This is a genomic window from Polyangium spumosum (assembly GCF_009649845.1).
In the GTDB taxonomy this organism is placed as follows: Bacteria; Myxococcota_A; Polyangia; order Polyangiales; family Polyangiaceae; genus Polyangium; species Polyangium spumosum.
This window is the reverse complement of sequence record NZ_WJIE01000005.1, coordinates 584,753-602,979: the sequence shown is the minus strand read 5'-3', so window position 1 is coordinate 602,979 and position 18,227 is coordinate 584,753. Positions and strand designations below refer to the sequence as shown.

The following is an 18,227-nucleotide window of genomic DNA, read 5'->3' as shown; positions in this document are numbered from 1 at the left end:
GCTCGGACCATGATCCCGCTGCTCGGAGAGCGCCGGTCGGCCCGCCCGTTGGGCCTGGCCGCGCTGCTCGTGTCGCTCCTCGGCGCCGAGGAGGCGCGCGCCCAGACCACCCCCGCCCCTGCTCCCGAGGCGTCCGCGCCGCCGACGGCCGGTCCGCCGAAGAAGCCGCGGCAAACGGGCTTCGACCTCTCGGCCTCCGCCGGCGCCGCCATCCGCCTCGGCGATGCGCCGCTCTTCCCGGTCGCGCAGCGCGGCGGGACCACGTTCGGCTTCGGGCTCGCGTACCTCCTGCACCCCGTCTGGATCGGGCTCTCGTACGAGCACACGAACCTCGGACGCGAGGAGAGCGGCGTCATGCCCTACGGCGCCGTTCACATCGCTCGCTCGACCGACACCGTGTGGGCCTCTCTCCGCGTCCGCCTCTCCGGCCTCGAGCCCATCGTGCCGTTCTTCGGCGCAGCGCTCGGCGCCGTCTGGCAAGGCGCGCACGCCGATGGCGTGTTCCTCCTCGACGGCGGCCTCCGCGGCGGGCAGGTGTTCTCCTGCTCCGCGACGGACAGCTTGAACCTCGCCATGCGTGTCTCCGCGGGCGCCGAGATCCCGCTCGGCAAGACCGTTTCCTTCACAGGTGAAGGATCGTTCGACGCCTACCGGCTCTCGAGCGAGGTCATCGACGGCTGCGCGCCCGGCGCGGGCACGACGAACGCGCTCACCTTCCGCGTGGGCCTGCTCTATCGCTTCGATCTCAGCGAGGGCCGCGACAAGCCGCTGCGGCCCACGAGCGCGCGTCACGTCCGGTAGTTCGGCGCTTCTTCCGTGATGATCACGTCGTGCACGTGGCTCTCGCGTAGCCCCTGCGAGGTGATCCGCACGAAGCGCGCCTTCTGCCGCAGCTCGGCCACCGTCGCGCAGCCCGTGTAGCCCATGCCCGAGCGCAGGCCGCCCACGAGCTGGTGCACGATCGATCGCAACGAGCCGCGGTACGGCACGCGGCCCTCGATGCCCTCGGGCACGAGCTTCTCGTCCGCGGCGCCGGCCTGCCCGTACCGATCCTTCGAGCCCTTGCGCATCGCGCCGAGCGAGCCCATGCCGCGGTACACCTTGTAGCTGCGGCCCTGGTAGAGCACGAGGTCGCCGGGCGCCTCGTCCGTGCCCGCGAAGAGCGAGCCCACCATCACGCTCCACGCGCCCGCGGCGAGCGCCTTCGTCACGTCGCCCGAGTACTTGATGCCGCCGTCGGCGATGATCGGGATGCCGTGCCGATCCGCCACACGCGCGCAGTCGGACACGGCCGTGATCTGCGGGACGCCCACGCCCGCGACGATGCGCGTCGTGCAGATGCTGCCCGGCCCGATGCCGACCTTCACCGCGTCGGCGCCCGCGTCGACGAGCGCCTCCACCGCCTCGGGCGTGGCCACGTTGCCGCCGACCACGTCGATGTGCGGGAAGCGGTTCTTCACGCGCCTCACCGTGTCGAGCACGCCCTTCGAGTGCCCGTGCGCCGTGTCCACGACGAGCACGTCCACGTTCGCGGCCACGAGCGCCTCGGCGCGCTCGTCCGCGTCCGGCCCCGGCCCGAGCGCGGCGCCGACGCGCAGGCGGCCGGCCTCGTCCTTGTTCGCGTCGGGGTTTCGATCGGCCTGCAGCAGGTCCTTGATCGTGATGAGGCCGATGAGCTTGCCGTGCTCCACGACGAGCAGCTTCTCGATGCGGTGCGCGTGCAGCAGCTCCTTCGCGCGGTCGTTCGAGACGCCCGGCGGCACCGTCACGAGCTCGCGGGTCATGAGCGCGCTGACGGGCTGATCGAGGTTCTTCTCGAAGCGGATGTCGCGCGCCGTCAGGATGCCGACGGGCGAGCCGCCTTCGACGACGGGCACGCCGCTGATGTCGTGCTCGTTCATCACGGCGAGCGCGTCGCGCAGCGACTCGTCGGGGCGCACGGTCACGGGTGAGGTGATCATGCCGCTCTCGGCGCGCTTCACGCGCTCGACCTCGCGGGCTTGTTGCGCGACCGTGAGGTTCTTGTGGATGATGCCGAGGCCTCCGGCGCGCGCCATGGCGATCGCGGAGCGCCCCTCGGTGACCGAGTCCATCGCCGCGCTGACGAGCGGGATGTTGAGCGGGATGCGCCGGCTGAAGCGCGCCCGCACGTCCACCTGGTTCGGCAGCACCTCGCTGTAGGCCGGCACCAGCAGGACGTCGTCGAAGGTCAGGCATTCGCGGAGCTTGTCGTCGAGCATCACCTTCCTCGCGGCAGGCGGCGGGTCTAGCGCGGGCCCGCCGGGGACGCCACGGATCCAGGGCATCGTCGTGTCAATGCCCACGGCCCGAACTTGAACATGCGGAAAATTTCAGGAGAGGAGCCGGGCGGCGCGGCGCGGCTATTGAAAGCGTTTCGCCGCGCGCTTAGAAGAAAGATCCCTTGGCGGAACCGGATGCAGGGCTCCTCGCCCCGGGCAAGATCTTCCACGGCCATTACGAGGTCGTGCGTTGCGTCAGCACGGGCGCCATGGGCGCGGTCTACGAGGTCATCGACCAGAAGACCCACCGCCGCCGCGCGCTCAAGGTGATGCTCCCGGGCCTCGTCGGCAGCGCCGAGATGCGCGAGCGCTTCAAGCTCGAGGCGACCATCACCGCCGACATCGTCAGCGAGCACATCGTCGAGACCTTCGACGCCGACGTCGACGCCGCGACCGGCGCGCCCTTCCTCGTGATGGAGCTGCTCCGCGGCGACGACCTCGCGAACGTGCTCGGCGACCGCGGAAAACTCACGCCGCCCGAGATCGTCCTCATCCTCTCGCAGGCCGCGCGCGCCCTCGACAAGACGCACGCCGCGGGCATCGTCCACCGCGACCTCAAGCCCGAGAACATCTTCATCACGTACCGCGACGACGGCACGCCCCGCATCAAGCTGCTCGATTTCGGCATCGCGAAGGTGCTCGCCTCCGGCCAGCACGCGGGCATGAAGCAGCAGACGATCAACCTCGGAACGCCGCCGTACATGTCGCCCGAGCAGATCATGGGCGAAGGCACGATCGATCATCGCGCCGACCTCTACGCCCTCGCGCACATCGCCTACGCGTTGCTCGTCGGCGAGCCCTACTGGCTCGAGGAGAGCCGCACGCTCGAGTCGCTCTACACGCTGCTCCTGAAGATCGTCGAGGGCGCGAAGGAGCCGGCGACAGCCCGCGCGCGCCGTTATGGCGTCGCGCTGCCGCCGGCCTTCGACGCGTGGTTCACCCAGGCGACCTGGCCCAGGCCGCAGGGGCGCTTCACGAAGGCCTCGGAGCTCGTCCTCGCCCTCGCGAACGTGCTCGGCGTCCCCCTCGACGCGCGGCCGATGAACAGCACCGGCGACTGGGAGCAGATGTTCACGGCGACCTCGGTTCGAAGGCTCGCCGGAGGCCTCTATCGCCCGCCCGACGCGTCCTCGCCTCGCCACGACATGCCCGCGCCCGCGCCCGTGCCGCCCCTGCCTCCGGCGCCGATGCTTCGGCCGCCGGGCATGGGGCCACAAGGCGCGTCGTCGCGACACCAGCCGACCCCGGCGTCGATGGCGACCCCCGCGGCGCCGCCCGCGAAGAAGTCGAAGCGCAGGCGGATCGGGGCCGTGCTTCTCCTCGCGTTCGTCGTGGGGCTCGGCGTCGCGGCGATCGTGCTGCGCCTCTCCGGCCCGGCCGACGTGACGGCCGCGGGGCCCGCCGCGGAGGGGCAGGGCCCGACCCCGACGGCCAAGCCGACCGTCGTCGCCGCGGCGACCCCCGAGGCCCAGGCGCCCGAAGCCACCGCCTTGCCCTCTGCGTTGACCACCACGCCGCCTTCGCCCTCTCCTGGCAGCGTCATCACCCCGGCGGCCGCGGCCGCCGGCAAGGCGGCGCCGACGGCCACGACGAAGACGAACCCCGCGACCAAGCAAGGCACGACGAAGACGCAAACGGGGTATGATCCGCTCCGTGAGCTCTGAGCCACGCGCTCCTCTCGGAACCTTGCTCGTCGCGTGCCTCGGGGCGACGCTCGTCCTCGCGCCGCCGAGGGCCGCGCAGGCGCAGAGCGCGTCGGTGCCCGATCCCGCGGCGGCGGCGCTCTTTCAGGCGGGCCGGGATCTGATCGATCGTGGCGACTGGAAAGAGGGCTGCGCCAAGTTCGAGGCGAGCATGATCCTCTACCCCGCGGCGAGCACGTTGCTCAACCTCGCGCGTTGTTACGAGCAGGACGGCAAGCTCGCGCTCGCGTGGTCGGCCTACCAGCGCGCGCTCGTGCTCAACCGCGAGACGCAAGGGCAGGAGCGCAAGCGCGCGCTCGAGGACGTGGCGCAGAAGGGGCTCACGAAGATCGAGCCGCGCCTGCCGCGTATCAAGATCACGATCGGCGGCGGCGCGCCTCCGGGCCTGCGCGTCACGCACAACGGCAAGGACGTGCCCGTCGCCATGCTCGGCACGGTCATCCCCGTCGATCTCGGCCCGCAGTCGATCAGCGCCGACGCGCCCGGCTACCAGCCCTTCACGACGGCCGTGGAGGTGCCCGAGGGCAAGGTCGTCGACGTCTCGATCAAGCTCCGGACCGACACGGAGGCCCCGGCGCGGCGTATCCCGGTCTGGGCGTGGGCGGCCGGCGGCGCGGGCATCGCGCTCCTCGCGGGCGCGGCGGTGTTCCGGATCGACCAGGCGTACGTCGAGGGCAAGCAGGTCGGCATCTGCGACGGCGACGTCACGACGGGCTGCCCGCCGCTCGAGTACTACGACCCCGGGGAGGACAACACGCGCAAGAACCGCGACAACGCCCTCTTCATCGGGCTCGGCATCGGGGGCGTGGCCGCGCTCGGCGCGGCCGTCGTTGGTTTCGTCACGGCGCCGAAGACGGCCGTGGCGCGCACGGCGTACGTCACGACGTGGCCGTGGGTCGGGCCCGACGGCGCGGGGGCGGGGATCGGAGGTCGTTTCTGATGGCCGTCACGCATCGCGGAGCGCTCCTCGTGGTTTCCCTCGGGCTCGTGACGATCGGCGCGCTCGGCTGCGCGGCCGAGGACGCCCAGCCGGGCACGAGGATCCCCGACGTCACGAGCGGCGGCGGCCCCGAGCCCGGCGGCGATCTCGTGTGGAAACAGGGCTTCGGCCAGGTGGCCGTCGACTCGACGCAGCTCGTCCGCGACCTCGCCGTCGTGCGCGACGAGGGCTACCTCTTCTCCGTCGTGGATTTCGACAATGCGCTCGAGCTCCCGAACGTCGCGGGGTCACCGCTCTTGACCAAGGGGTCGCGTGACATCGCCCTCGTGAAGATGTCCGTCGTCGAGGGCAACGCGGTGTGGGCGAAGCACTTCGGCGATTCTGCCGAGCAGTTCCGGACGACGGTGGCCGTCGACAAGGTCGGCAACGTCGCGCTCGCGGGCGGCTGGGACGGCGCGCTCGACGTCGACGGCAAGACCTCGCCCGTGGTCGGCGGCTTGATCGACGCGTACGTCGTGAAGCTCGACGCGAGCGGCCTGGGCCAGTGGGCGTATCGGGCCGGGGACGCGGACGTGCAGTACGCGACCGACGTCGCCTTCGATCCGGACGGCAACGTGATCGTGGTCGGCGTCGCGAAGGGGAACGTCGACTTCGGCGATGGCGTCGTCACCGCGCCGAGCGCCGGCACCGACATCTTCGTCCTCAAGCTCGACCCTGGGGGCCAGCACCTCTGGCACCAGCGCGTCGGCCGAGCGGGGAGCGAAGACTGGAGGAACCCGAGCGTGGCGGTGGCGGTGATGCCGAGCGGCGACATCGTCCTCACGGGGACCTTGTCCGGCACGCTGACGTTCTCGGGGTGCGCGCTCCCGACGTATGGCGGCACCGACGCGTTCGTCGCGCGGCTCGCGCCCGACGGCACCTGCGTCTTCGGCAAGACGTTTGGCCCGGCCGACGATCAGGCGGCGCACGGCGTGGCGATCGGGCCTGGCGAAGAGATCTACGTGACGGGTGATTTCCAGGTCGGCCTCGACCTCGGCGGCGGCACCTTGCTCGAGGGCCGCGGCGGCTCCGACCTCTTCGTGCTCGCGCTCGACGGCGCGGGCAAACACCTCTGGAGCCAGCGCTTTGGCTCGGTCGGCCACCAGGTCGGCAGGTCGATCACCGTCTCTCCGAGCGGCGACGTCGTCGTCGGCGGCGAGTTCCGGGGCGCGCTCGAGTTTTACGGCGAGGACGCGATCATCAGCGCGCAGAGCGGCTCGGGCCCGAGCGACGTGTTCGTCCTGAAGCTCGACGCCGAGGGCCGTGTCCTGTGGGGCAAGGGCTTCGGCGGGGACGAGTGGCAGGGCGCGACCACGGTCCTCTGTGACAGCAAGGATCAGGTCCTCGTCGGAGGCTGGTTCGAGCGTGACTTGCCGCTCTCGTCCGGCGAGACGCTGACGAACAGCAGCATGAACGGCACCGACGGGTTCGTCTTCGCGCTCTCGCCCTAGCTTCGCCGCGCGGTCACGCGGATCTTCCCGGCCGGCCCCTCGTCGAGCCTGCCCACGATCGCCCGCGCCGGCGTGCCGCGTGTCTCGAGCTCGGCGACGAGCGCATCCACGCGGGAAGGCTCCACCGCGATGAGCAGCCCGCCCGAGGTCTGCGCGTCGCTCAGCACGAGCTGCGCGCTCTTGTCGATCCCGTCCTCGTACGTCACGTGGTCGGCGAGGAACCGGAAGTTCGCGTGGGTCCCGCCGGGCGCGATGCCTTCCTTCACGTAGGCCCACGCTTCTTCCACGACCGGCACCTCGTCGAGCCACACCGTCGCGCCGCACTTGCTCGCGGCGACGACGTTCCGGAGATGCCCGAGCAGCCCGAAGCCCGTCACGTCCGTCGCCGCGTTTGCGCCCACCGCCGTCATCGCCTCGCACGCCCCGCGGTTCAGCGTCGACATCAGCCGGATCGCCTCCCCGATCGCCGCGCGCGTGTCCTTGTTTTGCTTCGCCGCCGTCGTCAGGATCCCGATCCCGAGCGGCTTCGTCAGCACCAGCAGATCCCCCGGACGACCTCCCGCGTTCGACACCACCCGATCGGGGTGCACCAGCCCCGTCACGGCGAGCCCGTAGATCGGCTCATCCGTCTTGATCGTATGACCTCCAACGAGATCGATGCCCGCCTCGTGGGCCTTCTCGGCCCCGCCGCGCAGGATCTCGGCGAGGATCGAGGCGTCGAGCGTGTCGTCGGGGAACCCCACGAGGTTCAGCGCCGTCAGCGGTCGGCCGCCCATCGCGTACACGTCGCTGAGCGCGTTCGTCGCGGCGACGGCGCCGAAGTCGTACGGATCGTCGACGACCGGCGTGAAGAAGTCCGTCGTCAGGACGAGCGCCGTGTCGGCCGAGAGCCGGTAGACGGCCGCGTCGTCCGCGGTGTTCGTCCCGATCAGCACGTTCGGATCGCGGATCGGGGGCAGGCCTCGGAGCAGCGGGAAGAGGTAACCGGGCGGGTGCTTCGCCGCGCAGCCCGCGCGCTTGGCGACCTGGGTGAGTCGTACGCTCATGGTTCTGCTTCTCGGTTCAGGCGGGAATCGGATGAACGCCGTCGCGGATCCACGGCTCGCTGATCGTGCGGAACGACGCCTCCGTGCCGAGCCCGGCCATCACGGAGGCGAGGCCCCATTGCAGGCGGTTCACGAACGTGAAGTCCTGCGGCATCTTCGGCACGTGCGGGATGTTCGGGATCGCCTCGCCCTCCTTGAAGGCCAGGCTCTTGATGCCTCGCGCCAGGAACTGCACGGTCTCGCGGGATTTTTCGCGCGAGCAGACCCACGTGCCCTTCGTCGTGAGCGGCATCATGAGCTCCATCGTGTAGCTGCGGTAGAGGTCCCAGCTCTCGTCGTTCGGGTCGTAACCGAGCACCTCGATACACGCGCGATCGAACTCGACCCAGTCGTTGTCGAGCGCCGCGCGCATGTACCGCTTCATGCCGTCCACGAGGTCGGGCGGCAGCATCTTCACGCAGCCAAAATCCAGGAAGTGCACGCGGCCGTCGGGCAGGAAGCGGTAGTTGCCCGGATGCGGGTCGGCGTAGAGCGCCCCGTACCGCAACATCGATCGGAACGTGAACCGCCAGATCGCCTCGCCCGCGCGGTTCCGCGCCGCCTGGCTGCCCTTCTCGCAGAACTCGGCGTAGCCGACGCCCTCGGCGAAGCTCGTCGTGAGCACGCGCCGCGTCGTCAACGAGTGGTGGACCTCGGAGATCAGGATGTCCGGATCGTCCGTGTTCAGGCGGCGGAAGAGGTCGGCCATCTCGGCTTCGCGCCCGTAGTCGAGCTCGGCCATGAAGACGGCGCGGATCTCGTCGAGCGTCTGCGCCGCGTTCAGCTTGCGCGAGAGCGGCTTGATCATCGCCTCGAGCATCGAGATGCTCTTCAGGTCGTTCTCGATGGCCTTGTCGATGCCCGGGTACTGCACCTTCACGGCCACGGGCTCGCCGCTCTTCGTGACGGCGCGGTGCACCTGACCGATGCTCGCGGCGGCGAAGGGCATGGCCTCCCACTTCTCGAAGACCTCCTCGGGGGGCGCGCCGAGCTCGGCCTTGATCATCTGCGCGGCCGACTCCGCCGAGAGGGGCGGGGCCTTGTCCTGCAGCTTCTTCAGCGCGGCCTGGAATTTGTCCTCGTGGCCGGGCGGCGCGAGCCCGTCGATGTAACTCGCCATCTGGCCGAGCTTCAGGGGCAGGCCCTTCATCTCGCCGAGCGTCTTCAGCATGGCCTCGGCGGTCTTCTTGACCTCGACGGCCATACGTTCCTTCGCCGCGGCCTCCTCGTCCTCGCTGCGCGGGCCCTTCCCGAGCGCGCGCTTGGCGCCTTCGATCGCGAAGGCCGAGGCGCGGGGCGCGAGGCTCGCGAGGCGCGCGAGCCGGCCGAGGCGCGAGGTCGGCGGTTTGTCCTTGGGTTTGTCGTCGGCCATGCGGGGGCGGGGGCGCGGCGCTTCCGGGCCGTGCCGCAGCCGTTACTTGGGCCCGGTCGACCAGCATCGTCAAGGGACATGGCCGCTCGTCCCGCGGAAATCGTGCTGTAGACGACGCTCGCCGCTCTGCGGTACCGTCACGCCCGTGAGCGGGCGCGCATCGGCCTGCCACGAGGAGCTCTCATGAAGCCGGCCCTGCTGGTGATCGACGTGCAGAAGCAGTTCTTCGAGCAAAGCCCGGAGACGGCGCGTTCCCTGGAGAATGCGATCGAGTACATCAATGCCGCCATTGACCTGTTCCGCGCGCGTGGCCTGCCGGTCATCTGTGTGCAGGACGTGGACGAAGAGGACGGCGTGGTCCCGGGCGCGCCGGGCTTCGAGATCCCCGAGAGCCTGAAGATCCTGCCCTCGGATCTGCGTATTCACAAGACGTACGGGAATGCCTTCAACAAGACGAAGCTCGCGGGGCACCTGCGCGAGCTCGGCGTGGACACGGTGATCGTCACCGGCTTCTGCGCCGAGTATTGCGTGCTCTCCACCTATCGCGGCGCGAAGGACCACGATTTCCTCCCGATCGTCCTGCGTGGCTCGCTGGCGAGCGGCGTGGCGGAGAACATCCCCTTCGTGGAGCGGATCGGCGAGGTCATCTCGTACGGGGCGCTGAAGCAGGTGCTCGGGTAAGGCCATGGTCCGCGCCCCGCGCAAGGACGAGCTGCGCGACGGCTACGTGATCGGCGCCCCTTGCGACGAGCCGCATGATTTCGGCGAGGACGACCCTCGGCGGGTCATGGAGCTGCGATTTTCTTGAATCAGGCGGGGGAGGCTTCGGGCTCGGCTTCGGCCGGGCTCTCGGCCTCTTCCTCGGCGCGGCTCGCGGGGGCGATGTGGGTGAGCGCGAATGCCTTGAGGAGCGCCGGCTGCGATTGCGAGGTCGCGGTCAGGCGCGCGGCGTTCCTCGCCGCGCGGCACAGGGTCACGATGATCCCGTCGATGACGTCCATCTGCTCGGTGGAGAGCTGCGTGCCCGTCGTCTCTCGCTCCTCCGCGGCGGCGCGGAGCGCGGCGGCGGCCGACACGAGTGATTCCAGCACCATCGGCCCTCCGCGCGAACCGGTGACCGCGACGATGGCCGCGTCGCCCAGCGTCGTCCGGAGCGAATCGAGCTGCGTCGCGAGCTGCTCCGCGTCGTCGGGCAATACACTCGTGCGGTCGAGCGCCGTCTGCGCCGCCCGCGCGGCGACCTCGTCCCCGCCGTCCTCCAGCACGCGGTGGGCGGCGGTGAGGACCACACGCGCGCGGGCGCGGGTGGCCTTCGCGTCCGTGGTCGCGGCGCGAAACGCCAGGATCGTCGACCGCTTTTTCCCGGCGGCCTCGTCCCGGCCCACGCCGGCGTCGATCAATGCATTCCGCGCGGCCTCGAGCAGCACGCCGTCGTCGACCGAGAACCCGCCGGTCTCGAGCGGGGCGGCGTGGGATTCGAGGGCCTTGAGGGTCTTGTTCGCCTGCTTCAGCGTATCGCCGGACCCGTACGTGCGGCCGATGCGGAGGTAACGTTCACGGCCGCTGGGGGAGATCGTCGTCAGATCGAGGTTCATGTTCGTGTCCTACCTGCGCGAATGCGCGGTTCGGGTTGGTAAAAGCGCCGTCAGCGGGAGCGTTCGACGGAGCGACGCATGCATTCACGGGTCGAAATCGTGCCTTCACGGCGGAAACGTCTGCCGACACGAAACGATCGTGTGCCGTCGCACGTCGAGGCGCTGCATTCTTGCGGTCCGGGCGTGCCTTCGCGGGGGGAGCGTGTGCCGTCGCACGTCGAGGCGCTGCATTTCGGCGGTCCGGGCGTGCCTTCGCGGGGGGAGCGTGTGCCGGTGCACGTCGAGGTCGTGCCGCGGCGGCTTGAGACGATGCATGCGCGGGGCCGAAGCCTGCCGCGACGGCGGGCGGGCGTGCATTCGAACGGCGCGGCCTTGCCGTCACGCCGCGGCCACGCGCCGCGTATCCTCCACCGCGACATGAACGCGCTCGAACGGATCAGGCGAGGGCTCTCGACGTGCGCGCGAGGTGCTTGGAGGTGAAAGCATCCGCCGACCTCGAACACATCCTCCACATCACGCGCGCCGAGATGGCCGGGCACGTGGCGAAGGACCGCGGCCCTCTCGCCGCGCGCGTGGCCGAGGTCGCGCTCCACCCCGCGGCCCTCTCGCTCGCGAAGAACCTCGTCGCCTTCGACGACGACCTCGCGCGCCTCGGATCCCTCCGCCGCGCCTCGCTCCGGATGCTCGATCGGTACGGCGTGCGCGCGCGCCTCGCCGACGCCTCGGGTGGACCTCACGATCTCGACGCGCGCCGCGCCGCGCTCTCCGCGCGTGGCCCTCTGCTCGTCGTCTCGAACCACCCGGGCCTCTACGACGCGCTCGCGCTCTTCGCCGCGGTGGGCCGCGACGACCTCGCCGTCATCACCGCCGAGCGTGACCTGCTCTTCGCCTTGCCCCACGTCCGCAGGCACCTGCTCGCGGCGCCGCCCGACGCGCGCGCCGGACGCGCGCTTCGTTCGGCCGCGCGTCACCTCGTCCGCGGCGGCGCGCTCCTGCATTTCCCCGCGGGCCGCATCGAGCCCGATCCGCGCCTCGTCGCTCCCGGCGAGAGCGCGCTCCACGCATGGAGACCCGGCCTCGACGCGCTCGTCTCGCTCGCCCGGCGCGCGCGGGACGACCTCGTCGTCGTCCCTGCGATCGTCTCGGGCGTCGTCTCGCTTCGCGCGCGCGCCTTCGCCTCCGCGCTCGTGGGGCGCGCGGGCGCGACGGACGCCTTCGTGCCGCTCCTTCAGCTCACGCTCCCGGGCTTCGGCGACGTCGACGTGCGTGTCACGCTCGGCCCCGAGCTTCACGCAGGCGCGCTCGGCGAGGCGCCCTCCGCGCGCTTGCGTGACCACCTCGAACACCTCGCGCGCGTGGCGGTTCACCCCCCTGGCGTCGCGCCCGCGGAGCCTCTACGTTGGGGGCCACGATGACCGAAACCGTCCGAGGCAAGATCGACCCGCGCCTCGATCTCGAGGCCGAGATCGTGCGGCTCAAGAAGGAGCGCAACGCCGTCCTGCTCGCCCACTACTACCAGGAGGGCGACATCCAGGATCTCGCCGACTTCCTCGGCGACTCGCTCCAGCTCGCCCAGCAGGCGAAGAAGACCACGGCCGACGTCATCCTCTTCGCGGGCGTGCACTTCATGGCCGAGACCGCGAAGATCCTGAACCCCGATCGTATCGTCGTCGTGCCCGACCTCGAGGCCGGCTGCTCGCTCGCCGACGGCTGCCCGGTCGATCGCTTCCGCGCCTGGCGCGCGAAGTACCCGGACGCCGTCTCGATCACGTACATCAACTGCACGGCCGAGGTGAAGGCCGAGAGCGACTACATCTGCACCTCGTCGAACGCCGAGAAGATCGTCCGCGCGATCCCCGAGGACAAGGAGATCCTCTTCGCGCCCGACAAGAACCTCGGCCGCTGGCTCGAGCAGAAGACCGGCCGCAAGATGCGCCTCTGGCAGGGGAGCTGCGTCGTGCACGAGACCTTCAGCCTGCGCAAGATCATCAGCCTGCGCGAGCAGCACCCCGAGGCCAAGCTCATCGCCCACCCCGAGTGCGAGGAGCCGATCCTCGCGATGGCCCAGTTCATCGGCTCGACGACCGCGCTCTTGAAGTACACGCAGTCCGACGACGCGAAGGCCTACATCGTCGCGACCGAGAGCGGCATCGTGCACCAGATGCGCAAGGCTTCGCCGCACAAGACGTTCATCGAGGGCCCGCCCGAGGGCAACTGCGCCTGCAACGAGTGCCCGTTCATGCGCCTCAACTCGATGGAGAAGGTCTACCTCGCGCTGCGCGACCTCGAGCCCCGCATCGAGATGCCCGCCGCGTTACGCGAGCGCGCCCGCGTGCCGATCGACCGCATGCTCGCGCTCTCCTGAGCAGCCGGACCGGCCACCCTTCGGCGCTCAACGCTTCGGCGGCGCGCCCTTCTGCTCGGCCACGAGCCTGCGCACGATCGCGCGAAGCTCGCGCGGGTCGACGGGCTTCTCGAGCAGCACGTTCTCCACCCGCGTGAAGAAGGCGCGGACGTCGCTGGTGAACGCCGCGCCCGTGAAGAAGACGATCTGCTTGGCCACCTCGGGCGCGACGACGAGCAGCCGCTCGTAGAGCTCGAACCCGTTCATGCCCGGCATCCGCACGTCGCAGAGCACCACGTCGAAGCGCGCGCCCGCCTGCACGATCGCGAGCGCCTCGGGGCCACTCGACACGGCGACGACCTCGTGCTCGTCCGAGAGGATCCGCCGGATCGACGAGATGATGAACGGCTCGTCGTCGACCAGGAGCACGCGCGACCGCCTCGTCGCGCTCACCTCTCCCGCTCCCGCCGCCCTGCCGATCCCGTTGCCCAAAACAGCCACGCGCGCTCCAGGAATTCCATTACGTCGCCCATCGCCGAGCCCTACGCAAGCGCCAAAGCACGCATGCGTCCATTTGGCGCGGAGTGCCAAGGCGTTGACGCCGATTGGCGAGCAGAAATGCACGTAATGGCGCCGCCGCGGGGGGATCTTCAGCCGAGGTGCTTCTCGATCGCGCGCACGACCTCGAGCCTGTCGAAGAGCCGCTCCACGTAGTCGAGGCGGTCCGTCTCGAGGACCAGGGTCGGCGAGAGGTCGTAACGGGCGTGCCATTCCTCGTACAGGCGGTCGAGCGCGGCGAGGTAACTCTTCGGGACCTTGCGCTCGAACTCGCGCCCTCGCTGCCGGATTCGCCGCACGAGCGTGGGCAGCGGGCAGCGCAGGTAAATCATGAGGTCCGGCGGCCGGATCTCCTCGCGTAACGTGCGATAGAGGTCGTCGTACATCCGCCAGTCGCGCTCGTCGATGTAGCCGGCCCGGTGGAGGTGCGCGGCGAAGACCTCCGCGTCCTCGTAGAGGGTCCGGTCCTGCACGATCGGCCGCGGATCGACGGCCGCGCGGCGCACGACGTCGCGGTGGATGTGGAAGCGACGCACGAGGAAGAAGAGCTGCGAGCTCATCGCCCAGCGCGGCATGTCCGCGTAGAAGTCGGACAGGTACGGGTTCTCCTCGTTCGGCTCGAAGAAGGGCACCATTCCGAACTGCTGCTCGAGCCATTTCACGAGGCTCGATTTGCCGGCGCCCATGTTCCCCGCCACCGCGATGATCCGGGGGCGCGCGCCTTCCTTCGGGCTCTCGATCATCCCGTCCTCCGCACCCCTCAAAGCACGAGCGAGAGCCCGAGCGTCGTCACGAAACCCCCATCGAACCTGGGGAAAGCTCCGACCGTCACGCGCCGCCCCGAGGCGTCGACCGCCTGCGCCTCGTCGAAGGCACGGCCGCGTTGCCCCACGTAAAACACGCCCGAGGTCTCGAGCTCCACCGCGAGCCAGCGCGGCACGACGTCGAACGACGCGCCGACGCCGAGCGGCAGCTCCACGTACGAAGCGCTGCGCTCGCGCACGAGAAACACGCCCGAAGGCGACACCACCGAGAAGCGCCCGTGCTCGAGCCGTCCCCAGCCCGCGCCCGCGCTCGCCCACGCCCGCGCCCGCGACGAGAGGTGCCACGTCGGCGCGAGCCGCAAGCCAAAGGAGTACGCGTAGTACTCGACGTCGCCCGGATCCCCGGCGAGCCCGAGCGCGCCGGCGGGCAAGGCCATGTCGCGCTCGGTGCGCAAGGCGTAGAGGTTCGCGCGGAGCCACCGCGTGACGTCGACCCGCGCCCAGAGAGCCATCCCCACGGCCGCCGGGTACCGCACGCGTGGCTCGTCACTCGCGAACCGATGCACGAGCGCCACACCTCCGCCGAGGTCGACGTGCCGCGTGAACGGCGGCGAACGGACGTCGAGCGGAGGCAACTCTCGCGGGCGCGCAGGTGGCTCGGGTGTCGCCGACACGCCGTGCACGACGGGCGCCTCGGTCGCCTCCTCCGCGCGCGCTCGCCCGCTCCCGAGGGCAAGCGCGAAGGTCCCCGCGGCCGCGGCCGCGAGCGCACGCCGGCCGCTCCGCCGTCGCTGTTCGAGGCGCTTCACCCGTGCTCGCATCGCGGGCCCCTTGTAGCAAAGATCGGGCTCCTTCGGTCGAGCGACCGCGACATCAAACCGATCTGGCATGAACCCGAAATCTGCGGCACACTCCGCCCGCCATGCATACGTCTCGGCTTTTTGTTTCGCTCGCCGGTCTCACCCTCCTTCTCGCGGCTTGCAGCAAGCCCGACGCGCCCGCGCCCACGGTGTCGGGGGAGCCGCCGGCCAAGCCGACGGAGGCGCCCGCGCAGCCGCAAGGCGCGACCGCGGAGGGCATCAAGCCCCTCACGCAGAAGAAGTTCGGTCAGCCCGTGACGGAGGCGAAGACGACGGCGCTCACGGACCTGACGAAGGAGCCCACGAAGTTCGCCGACCAGACCGTGCGCACCGAGGGCGTGGTCTCCTCGGTCTGCAAGTCGATGGGCTGCTGGATGGAGATCGCCGACACCTCGGGCAAGGCCCACATCAAGATGGCCGGCCACAGCTTCTTCGTGCCGCGTGACGCGTCGGGCCACCGCGCCGTCATCCAGGGCAAGGTCCTCGCGCCCGAGGCCGACAAGGGCGTCTGCGGCGCCGACGACGGCTGCGGCCAGGGCGGCAGCGCCAAGATGGCCCAGGTGAACATCGAGGCGACGGGCATCGAGTTCCTCGACTGAGGCTCCCGACCGCCGAGCGCGAGCTCAAAGCTCGGCGGGTATGGGCCTCCTCATCACGCGCGACGATTTCAGCGAGGACGAGTTCGTCCGTTTCTCCGAGCGCCTGCGGGACGAGCTCGACGTCCTCGACGCGCTCGTCTCGCGGCCCGGCTTCGGCGAGGGGCCGGCCACGGTCGGCGCCGAGCTCGAGCTCTTCCTGGTCGATCCGGCCGGCCTGCCCCTGCCAGCAAACCGCGAGGTCCTCGCGCGTACCGTCGATCCTCGCTTCACGGTCGAGCTCGATCGGTTCAACCTCGAGTTCAACGCCCGCCCGTGTCCGCTCGCCGGCCGCCCGTTTTCGGCCCTCGTGGCCGAGTTCGAAGGCGCGCTCGCCGAGATCAACCGCGCCGCCCGGGACCAGGGCGGGCGTATCGTGCCAATCGGCATCCTGCCCACGCTGCGCCGCGAGGACCTCACGGCCGCGGAGATGACCGACGTCCCTCGGTATCGCGCCCTCGGAAAGCGCATCCGACGCCTGCGCGGCGGGCCGTTCCACGTCCGCATTCACGGCGACGATCCGCTCGCGCTCGACACGGACGACGTCGCGATGGAGGGCGCCGGCACCTCGTTCCAGGTCCACCTGCGCGTCCCGCCCGGCAGCTTCTCGAGGTATTACAATGCGGCGCAGATCGCCACGATCCCGGCCCTCGCCGCGTCGGGCAACTCGCCGATCCTGATCGGCCATCGCCTCTGGGACGAGACGCGGATCGCGCTCTTCCGCCAGGCCGTCGACGATCGCCTCGACGCCCCGGCCGCGTTTCACCCGCCGTCACGCGTCTCGTTCGGCTATGGCTGGGTCCGCGAGGGGGCCGCCGAGCTCTTCGCCGAGAGCGTCCGGCTCTACGCCCCGCTCCTGCCCGTGCTCGGGGGCGAGGACGCGCGGAAAACCCTTCAATCGGGCGGCGTGCCCGAGCTCGCCGAGCTGCGCCTGCACCACGGCACCGTGTGGCGCTGGAACCGCGCGGTCTACGATCCTGCGGGCGGCGGCCATTTTCGTATCGAGTTTCGCGCCTTGCCGGCCGGTCCCACGGTGATCGACATGCTCGCGAGCGCCGCCTTCCTCCTCGGCGTGACGATCGGCCTCGCGCCCGAGGTCGACCACCTCCTGCCGGCGTATCCCTTCGAGCTCGCGCGCCACGCCTTTTATCGCGCGGCCCAGCATGGGCTCGACGCGATCGTGCCTTATCCGAGCGACGAGCCCCCCTCGCCCCGCGCGACCCCGATCGCCGCGCTCTGCGAGCGCCTCGTGCCCCTCGCCCGGAGCGGCCTGCTCGGCGCGGGTGTCGTCGAAGACGAGGCCGACCGGTTCCTCGGCGTCTTCCTGGAGCGGGTACGGTCTCGACAAACGGGCGCGCGCTGGCAACGCGCGGCGCTCGAGGCGCTCGGGGCTCGTTTTTCGAAAGAGGAGGCGCTCCGGCGGATGCTCGCCCATTACGAGGAGCGCGCCGCCTCCGGAGAGCCCGTGCACGCGTGGGCGAAGGTCCTGGGTTGAGGCGCGGCGCGCTGGATCAGGGGCACAGGATCTGGCACGAGCCACCGCAATCGATACCCGTCTCCTGTCCGTTCTGGACCCCGTCGGCGCACGCCGGGGATTTGCAGACGCCGTCCCGGCAGACCTTGGACTTGCAGTCGTCGTCCTTCGCGCAGCGCTCGCTCGCGAAGCACGGCTCGCAATCCGGCCCCCCACAATTTTTGCCCGTCTCGTGGCCGTTCGATAGTCCGTCCGAGCAGGTCGGAGGCGAGCACACCGAGCCGTCGCAGACGCCCGACGCGCAATCCGTGCCCATGTTGCAGCTCTCGCCCACCTCGCAGGGAGCACACGGGCCGCCGCAGTCGATGTCGCTCTCGCCCAAGGCCGTGTCCTTGACGCCGTTGAGGCAAAGCTCGCCGACGCAGTGATTCGCATCGCACTTCGTCAGGGGAGCCACGCAGTGCTCGCTGACCTCGCACTGCACGCACGAGGCGGTCTTGCTGTTATCGTTGCCGACGCAGTGGCCCGGGACGAGGTTGTTGTAATTGCAATCGTTGGTGGCGTCGGGGCTGTGGGCGATCATCCCCTCGACGCAGAAGTCGTCCGTGCAGTCGTTCCCGTCGTTCGGGGAATCCGTCGGATCCGCGACGACCTCGAGGTGGCCCTGGATGCACACATGCTTCTTGCAATCCCCGGTCGCCTGGGGCTTCTGGTTCGTATCGGGGAGGTCGATCGGCTTGTACTTGCAGATGCCTCCGTCGCAGTAGCGGTTGTGACATTGCACCTGGGGGCACTCCGCGTCGAGTTTGCACTCCGTGACGCCGCCCCCCGCGCCGCCGCTCCCGCCGAGGCCGCCGCTCCCACCGAGGCCGCCGCCTCCTCCCTGTCCCCCGCCATTGCCGCCGTTTCCGCCCCCGCTCCCGCCGCTCCCCCCGCCGCCCCCGCTGCCCGCCTCGCCGCCGCTCGCGCCAGGAGGGGTGTAACTGCCAAGCGTACAGCTCGACGCCGTCCCGATGATCACGCCCAGAACGGCCGCGCCCACAAGCAAGGATGTCTTCATGGTCGCCGATGATCGGGCATTCGTACGGCGCTGTAAAGGGGCGGCGT

The 18,227-nt window shown here is 70.4% G+C and carries 18 protein-coding genes; 10 read left to right on the top strand and 8 right to left on the bottom strand.

What is annotated here, in order from left to right:
- Positions 1-9 precede the first annotated feature (9 nt).
- Positions 10-801: a hypothetical protein gene (locus GF068_RS19865; protein ID WP_153820977.1), complete on the top strand. Its 792-nt coding sequence runs from the start codon at positions 10-12 to the stop codon at positions 799-801.
- Here GF068_RS19865 and guaB read toward each other — a convergent pair.
- On the bottom strand, positions 789-2,240 hold the full coding sequence (gene guaB, locus GF068_RS19860; protein WP_153821206.1) for an IMP dehydrogenase: 1,452 nt from the start codon (positions 2,238-2,240) through the stop codon (positions 789-791). The genes GF068_RS19865 and guaB overlap by 13 nt on opposite strands.
- Positions 2,241-2,422: 182 nt before the next feature.
- Between guaB and GF068_RS19855 the strand changes: the two genes are divergently transcribed.
- Genes GF068_RS19855 through GF068_RS19845 form a run of 3 tightly spaced genes read left to right on the top strand, consistent with a single transcriptional unit; the run spans position 2,423 to position 6,433 of the window.
- Entirely contained in the window at positions 2,423-3,964 is a 1,542-nt protein-coding gene (locus GF068_RS19855; protein ID WP_153820976.1) for a serine/threonine protein kinase, read from the top strand.
- Positions 3,954-4,943, top strand: coding sequence for a tetratricopeptide repeat protein (locus GF068_RS19850; protein WP_153820975.1), 990 nt, complete (start codon positions 3,954-3,956; stop codon positions 4,941-4,943). The genes GF068_RS19855 and GF068_RS19850 overlap by 11 nt, the downstream gene beginning before the upstream one ends.
- Positions 4,943-6,433, top strand: coding sequence for a hypothetical protein (locus GF068_RS19845; protein WP_153820974.1), 1,491 nt, complete (start codon positions 4,943-4,945; stop codon positions 6,431-6,433). Before GF068_RS19850 ends, GF068_RS19845 begins: the two co-directional genes overlap by 1 nt.
- On the opposite strand, the gene selD is transcribed toward GF068_RS19845, so the two are convergent.
- Both selD and GF068_RS19835 read right to left on the bottom strand, forming a co-directional pair.
- On the bottom strand, positions 6,430-7,479 hold the full coding sequence (gene selD, locus GF068_RS19840) for a selenide, water dikinase SelD (RefSeq protein ID WP_153820973.1): 1,050 nt from the start codon (positions 7,477-7,479) through the stop codon (positions 6,430-6,432). The two genes, GF068_RS19845 and selD, sit on opposite strands and share 4 nt — an antisense overlap.
- 16 nt (positions 7,480-7,495) lie before the next feature.
- Entirely contained in the window at positions 7,496-8,890 is a 1,395-nt protein-coding gene (locus GF068_RS19835; protein ID WP_153820972.1) for an ABC1 kinase family protein, read from the bottom strand.
- 183 nt (positions 8,891-9,073) lie between these two features.
- On the opposite strand from GF068_RS19835, the gene GF068_RS19830 reads away from it, so the two are divergent.
- Together GF068_RS19830 and GF068_RS46315 are read left to right on the top strand one after the other, a co-directional pair.
- Positions 9,074-9,571, top strand: a complete 498-nt coding sequence (locus GF068_RS19830) for a cysteine hydrolase family protein (RefSeq protein ID WP_153820971.1) — start codon at positions 9,074-9,076, stop codon at positions 9,569-9,571.
- 4 nt (positions 9,572-9,575) lie between these two features.
- Entirely contained in the window at positions 9,576-9,698 is a 123-nt protein-coding gene (locus GF068_RS46315) for a hypothetical protein (RefSeq protein ID WP_275939183.1), read from the top strand.
- 1 nt (position 9,699) lies between these two features.
- Here GF068_RS46315 and GF068_RS19825 read toward each other — a convergent pair whose 3' ends face one another.
- Positions 9,700-10,485 (bottom strand): hypothetical protein, encoded by a 786-nt coding sequence (locus GF068_RS19825; RefSeq protein WP_153820970.1) that lies wholly within the window; start codon positions 10,483-10,485, stop codon positions 9,700-9,702.
- 476 nt (positions 10,486-10,961) lie between these two features.
- Here GF068_RS19825 and GF068_RS19820 point away from each other — a divergent pair, with 476 nt between their 5' ends.
- On the top strand, positions 10,962-11,900 hold the full coding sequence (locus GF068_RS19820) for a lysophospholipid acyltransferase family protein (RefSeq protein ID WP_153820969.1): 939 nt from the start codon (positions 10,962-10,964) through the stop codon (positions 11,898-11,900).
- Positions 11,897-12,850, top strand: coding sequence for a quinolinate synthase NadA (gene nadA / locus GF068_RS19815; RefSeq protein WP_153820968.1), 954 nt, complete (start codon positions 11,897-11,899; stop codon positions 12,848-12,850). Before GF068_RS19820 ends, nadA begins: the two co-directional genes overlap by 4 nt.
- A gap of 27 nt (positions 12,851-12,877) precedes the next feature.
- Here nadA and GF068_RS43660 read toward each other — a convergent pair whose 3' ends face one another.
- The 3 genes from GF068_RS43660 to GF068_RS19800 form a co-directional block, all read right to left on the bottom strand.
- Positions 12,878-13,258: a response regulator gene (locus GF068_RS43660; RefSeq protein ID WP_170319581.1), complete on the bottom strand. Its 381-nt coding sequence runs from the start codon at positions 13,256-13,258 to the stop codon at positions 12,878-12,880.
- 221 nt (positions 13,259-13,479) lie between these two features.
- Positions 13,480-14,130, bottom strand: coding sequence for a deoxynucleoside kinase (locus GF068_RS19805; protein ID WP_153820966.1), 651 nt, complete (start codon positions 14,128-14,130; stop codon positions 13,480-13,482).
- Between the two features lie 17 nt (positions 14,131-14,147).
- Positions 14,148-14,972: a hypothetical protein gene (locus tag GF068_RS19800; protein WP_153820965.1), complete on the bottom strand. Its 825-nt coding sequence runs from the start codon at positions 14,970-14,972 to the stop codon at positions 14,148-14,150.
- A gap of 101 nt (positions 14,973-15,073) precedes the next feature.
- On the opposite strand from GF068_RS19800, the gene GF068_RS19795 reads away from it, so the two are divergent.
- Complete coding sequence (locus tag GF068_RS19795) at positions 15,074-15,610, top strand: DUF4920 domain-containing protein (RefSeq protein ID WP_153820964.1); 537 nt, start codon at positions 15,074-15,076, stop codon at positions 15,608-15,610.
- 40 nt (positions 15,611-15,650) lie between these two features.
- Positions 15,651-17,141 carry a glutamate-cysteine ligase family protein gene (locus tag GF068_RS19790; RefSeq protein ID WP_153820963.1) on the top strand — a complete coding sequence of 497 codons (1,491 nt, stop codon included), beginning with the start codon at positions 15,651-15,653 and terminating at the stop codon, positions 17,139-17,141.
- Positions 17,142-17,157: 16 nt separating this feature from the next.
- Here the strand turns inward: GF068_RS19790 and GF068_RS19785 are convergent, their stop codons facing one another.
- Positions 17,158-18,180, bottom strand: coding sequence for a hypothetical protein (locus tag GF068_RS19785; protein WP_170319535.1), 1,023 nt, complete (start codon positions 18,178-18,180; stop codon positions 17,158-17,160).
- Positions 18,181-18,227 lie beyond the last annotated feature (47 nt).

Bases quoted from the DNA above. Each gene is read 5' to 3' on its own strand.
- selD (WP_153820973.1), bottom strand. From the start codon at position 7,479: ATGAGCGTACGACTCACCCAGGTCGCCAAGCGCGCGGGCTGCGCGGCG.
- GF068_RS19800 (WP_153820965.1), bottom strand. From the start codon at position 14,972: ATGCGAGCACGGGTGAAGCGCCTCGAACAGCGACGGCGGAGCGGCCGG.
- GF068_RS19805 (WP_153820966.1), bottom strand. From the start codon at position 14,130: ATGATCGAGAGCCCGAAGGAAGGCGCGCGCCCCCGGATCATCGCGGTG.
- GF068_RS19845 (WP_153820974.1), top strand. From the start codon at position 4,943: ATGGCCGTCACGCATCGCGGAGCGCTCCTCGTGGTTTCCCTCGGGCTC.
- GF068_RS19785 (WP_170319535.1), bottom strand. From the start codon at position 18,180: ATGAAGACATCCTTGCTTGTGGGCGCGGCCGTTCTGGGCGTGATCATC.
- nadA (WP_153820968.1), top strand. From the start codon at position 11,897: ATGACCGAAACCGTCCGAGGCAAGATCGACCCGCGCCTCGATCTCGAG.
- GF068_RS19790 (WP_153820963.1), top strand. From the start codon at position 15,651: ATGGGCCTCCTCATCACGCGCGACGATTTCAGCGAGGACGAGTTCGTC.
- GF068_RS19825 (WP_153820970.1), bottom strand. From the start codon at position 10,485: ATGAACCTCGATCTGACGACGATCTCCCCCAGCGGCCGTGAACGTTAC.
- GF068_RS19835 (WP_153820972.1), bottom strand. From the start codon at position 8,890: ATGGCCGACGACAAACCCAAGGACAAACCGCCGACCTCGCGCCTCGGC.
- GF068_RS46315 (WP_275939183.1), top strand. From the start codon at position 9,576: ATGGTCCGCGCCCCGCGCAAGGACGAGCTGCGCGACGGCTACGTGATC.
- GF068_RS19865 (WP_153820977.1), top strand. From the start codon at position 10: ATGATCCCGCTGCTCGGAGAGCGCCGGTCGGCCCGCCCGTTGGGCCTG.
- GF068_RS19795 (WP_153820964.1), top strand. From the start codon at position 15,074: ATGCATACGTCTCGGCTTTTTGTTTCGCTCGCCGGTCTCACCCTCCTT.
- guaB (WP_153821206.1), bottom strand. From the start codon at position 2,240: ATGCTCGACGACAAGCTCCGCGAATGCCTGACCTTCGACGACGTCCTG.
- GF068_RS19830 (WP_153820971.1), top strand. From the start codon at position 9,074: ATGAAGCCGGCCCTGCTGGTGATCGACGTGCAGAAGCAGTTCTTCGAG.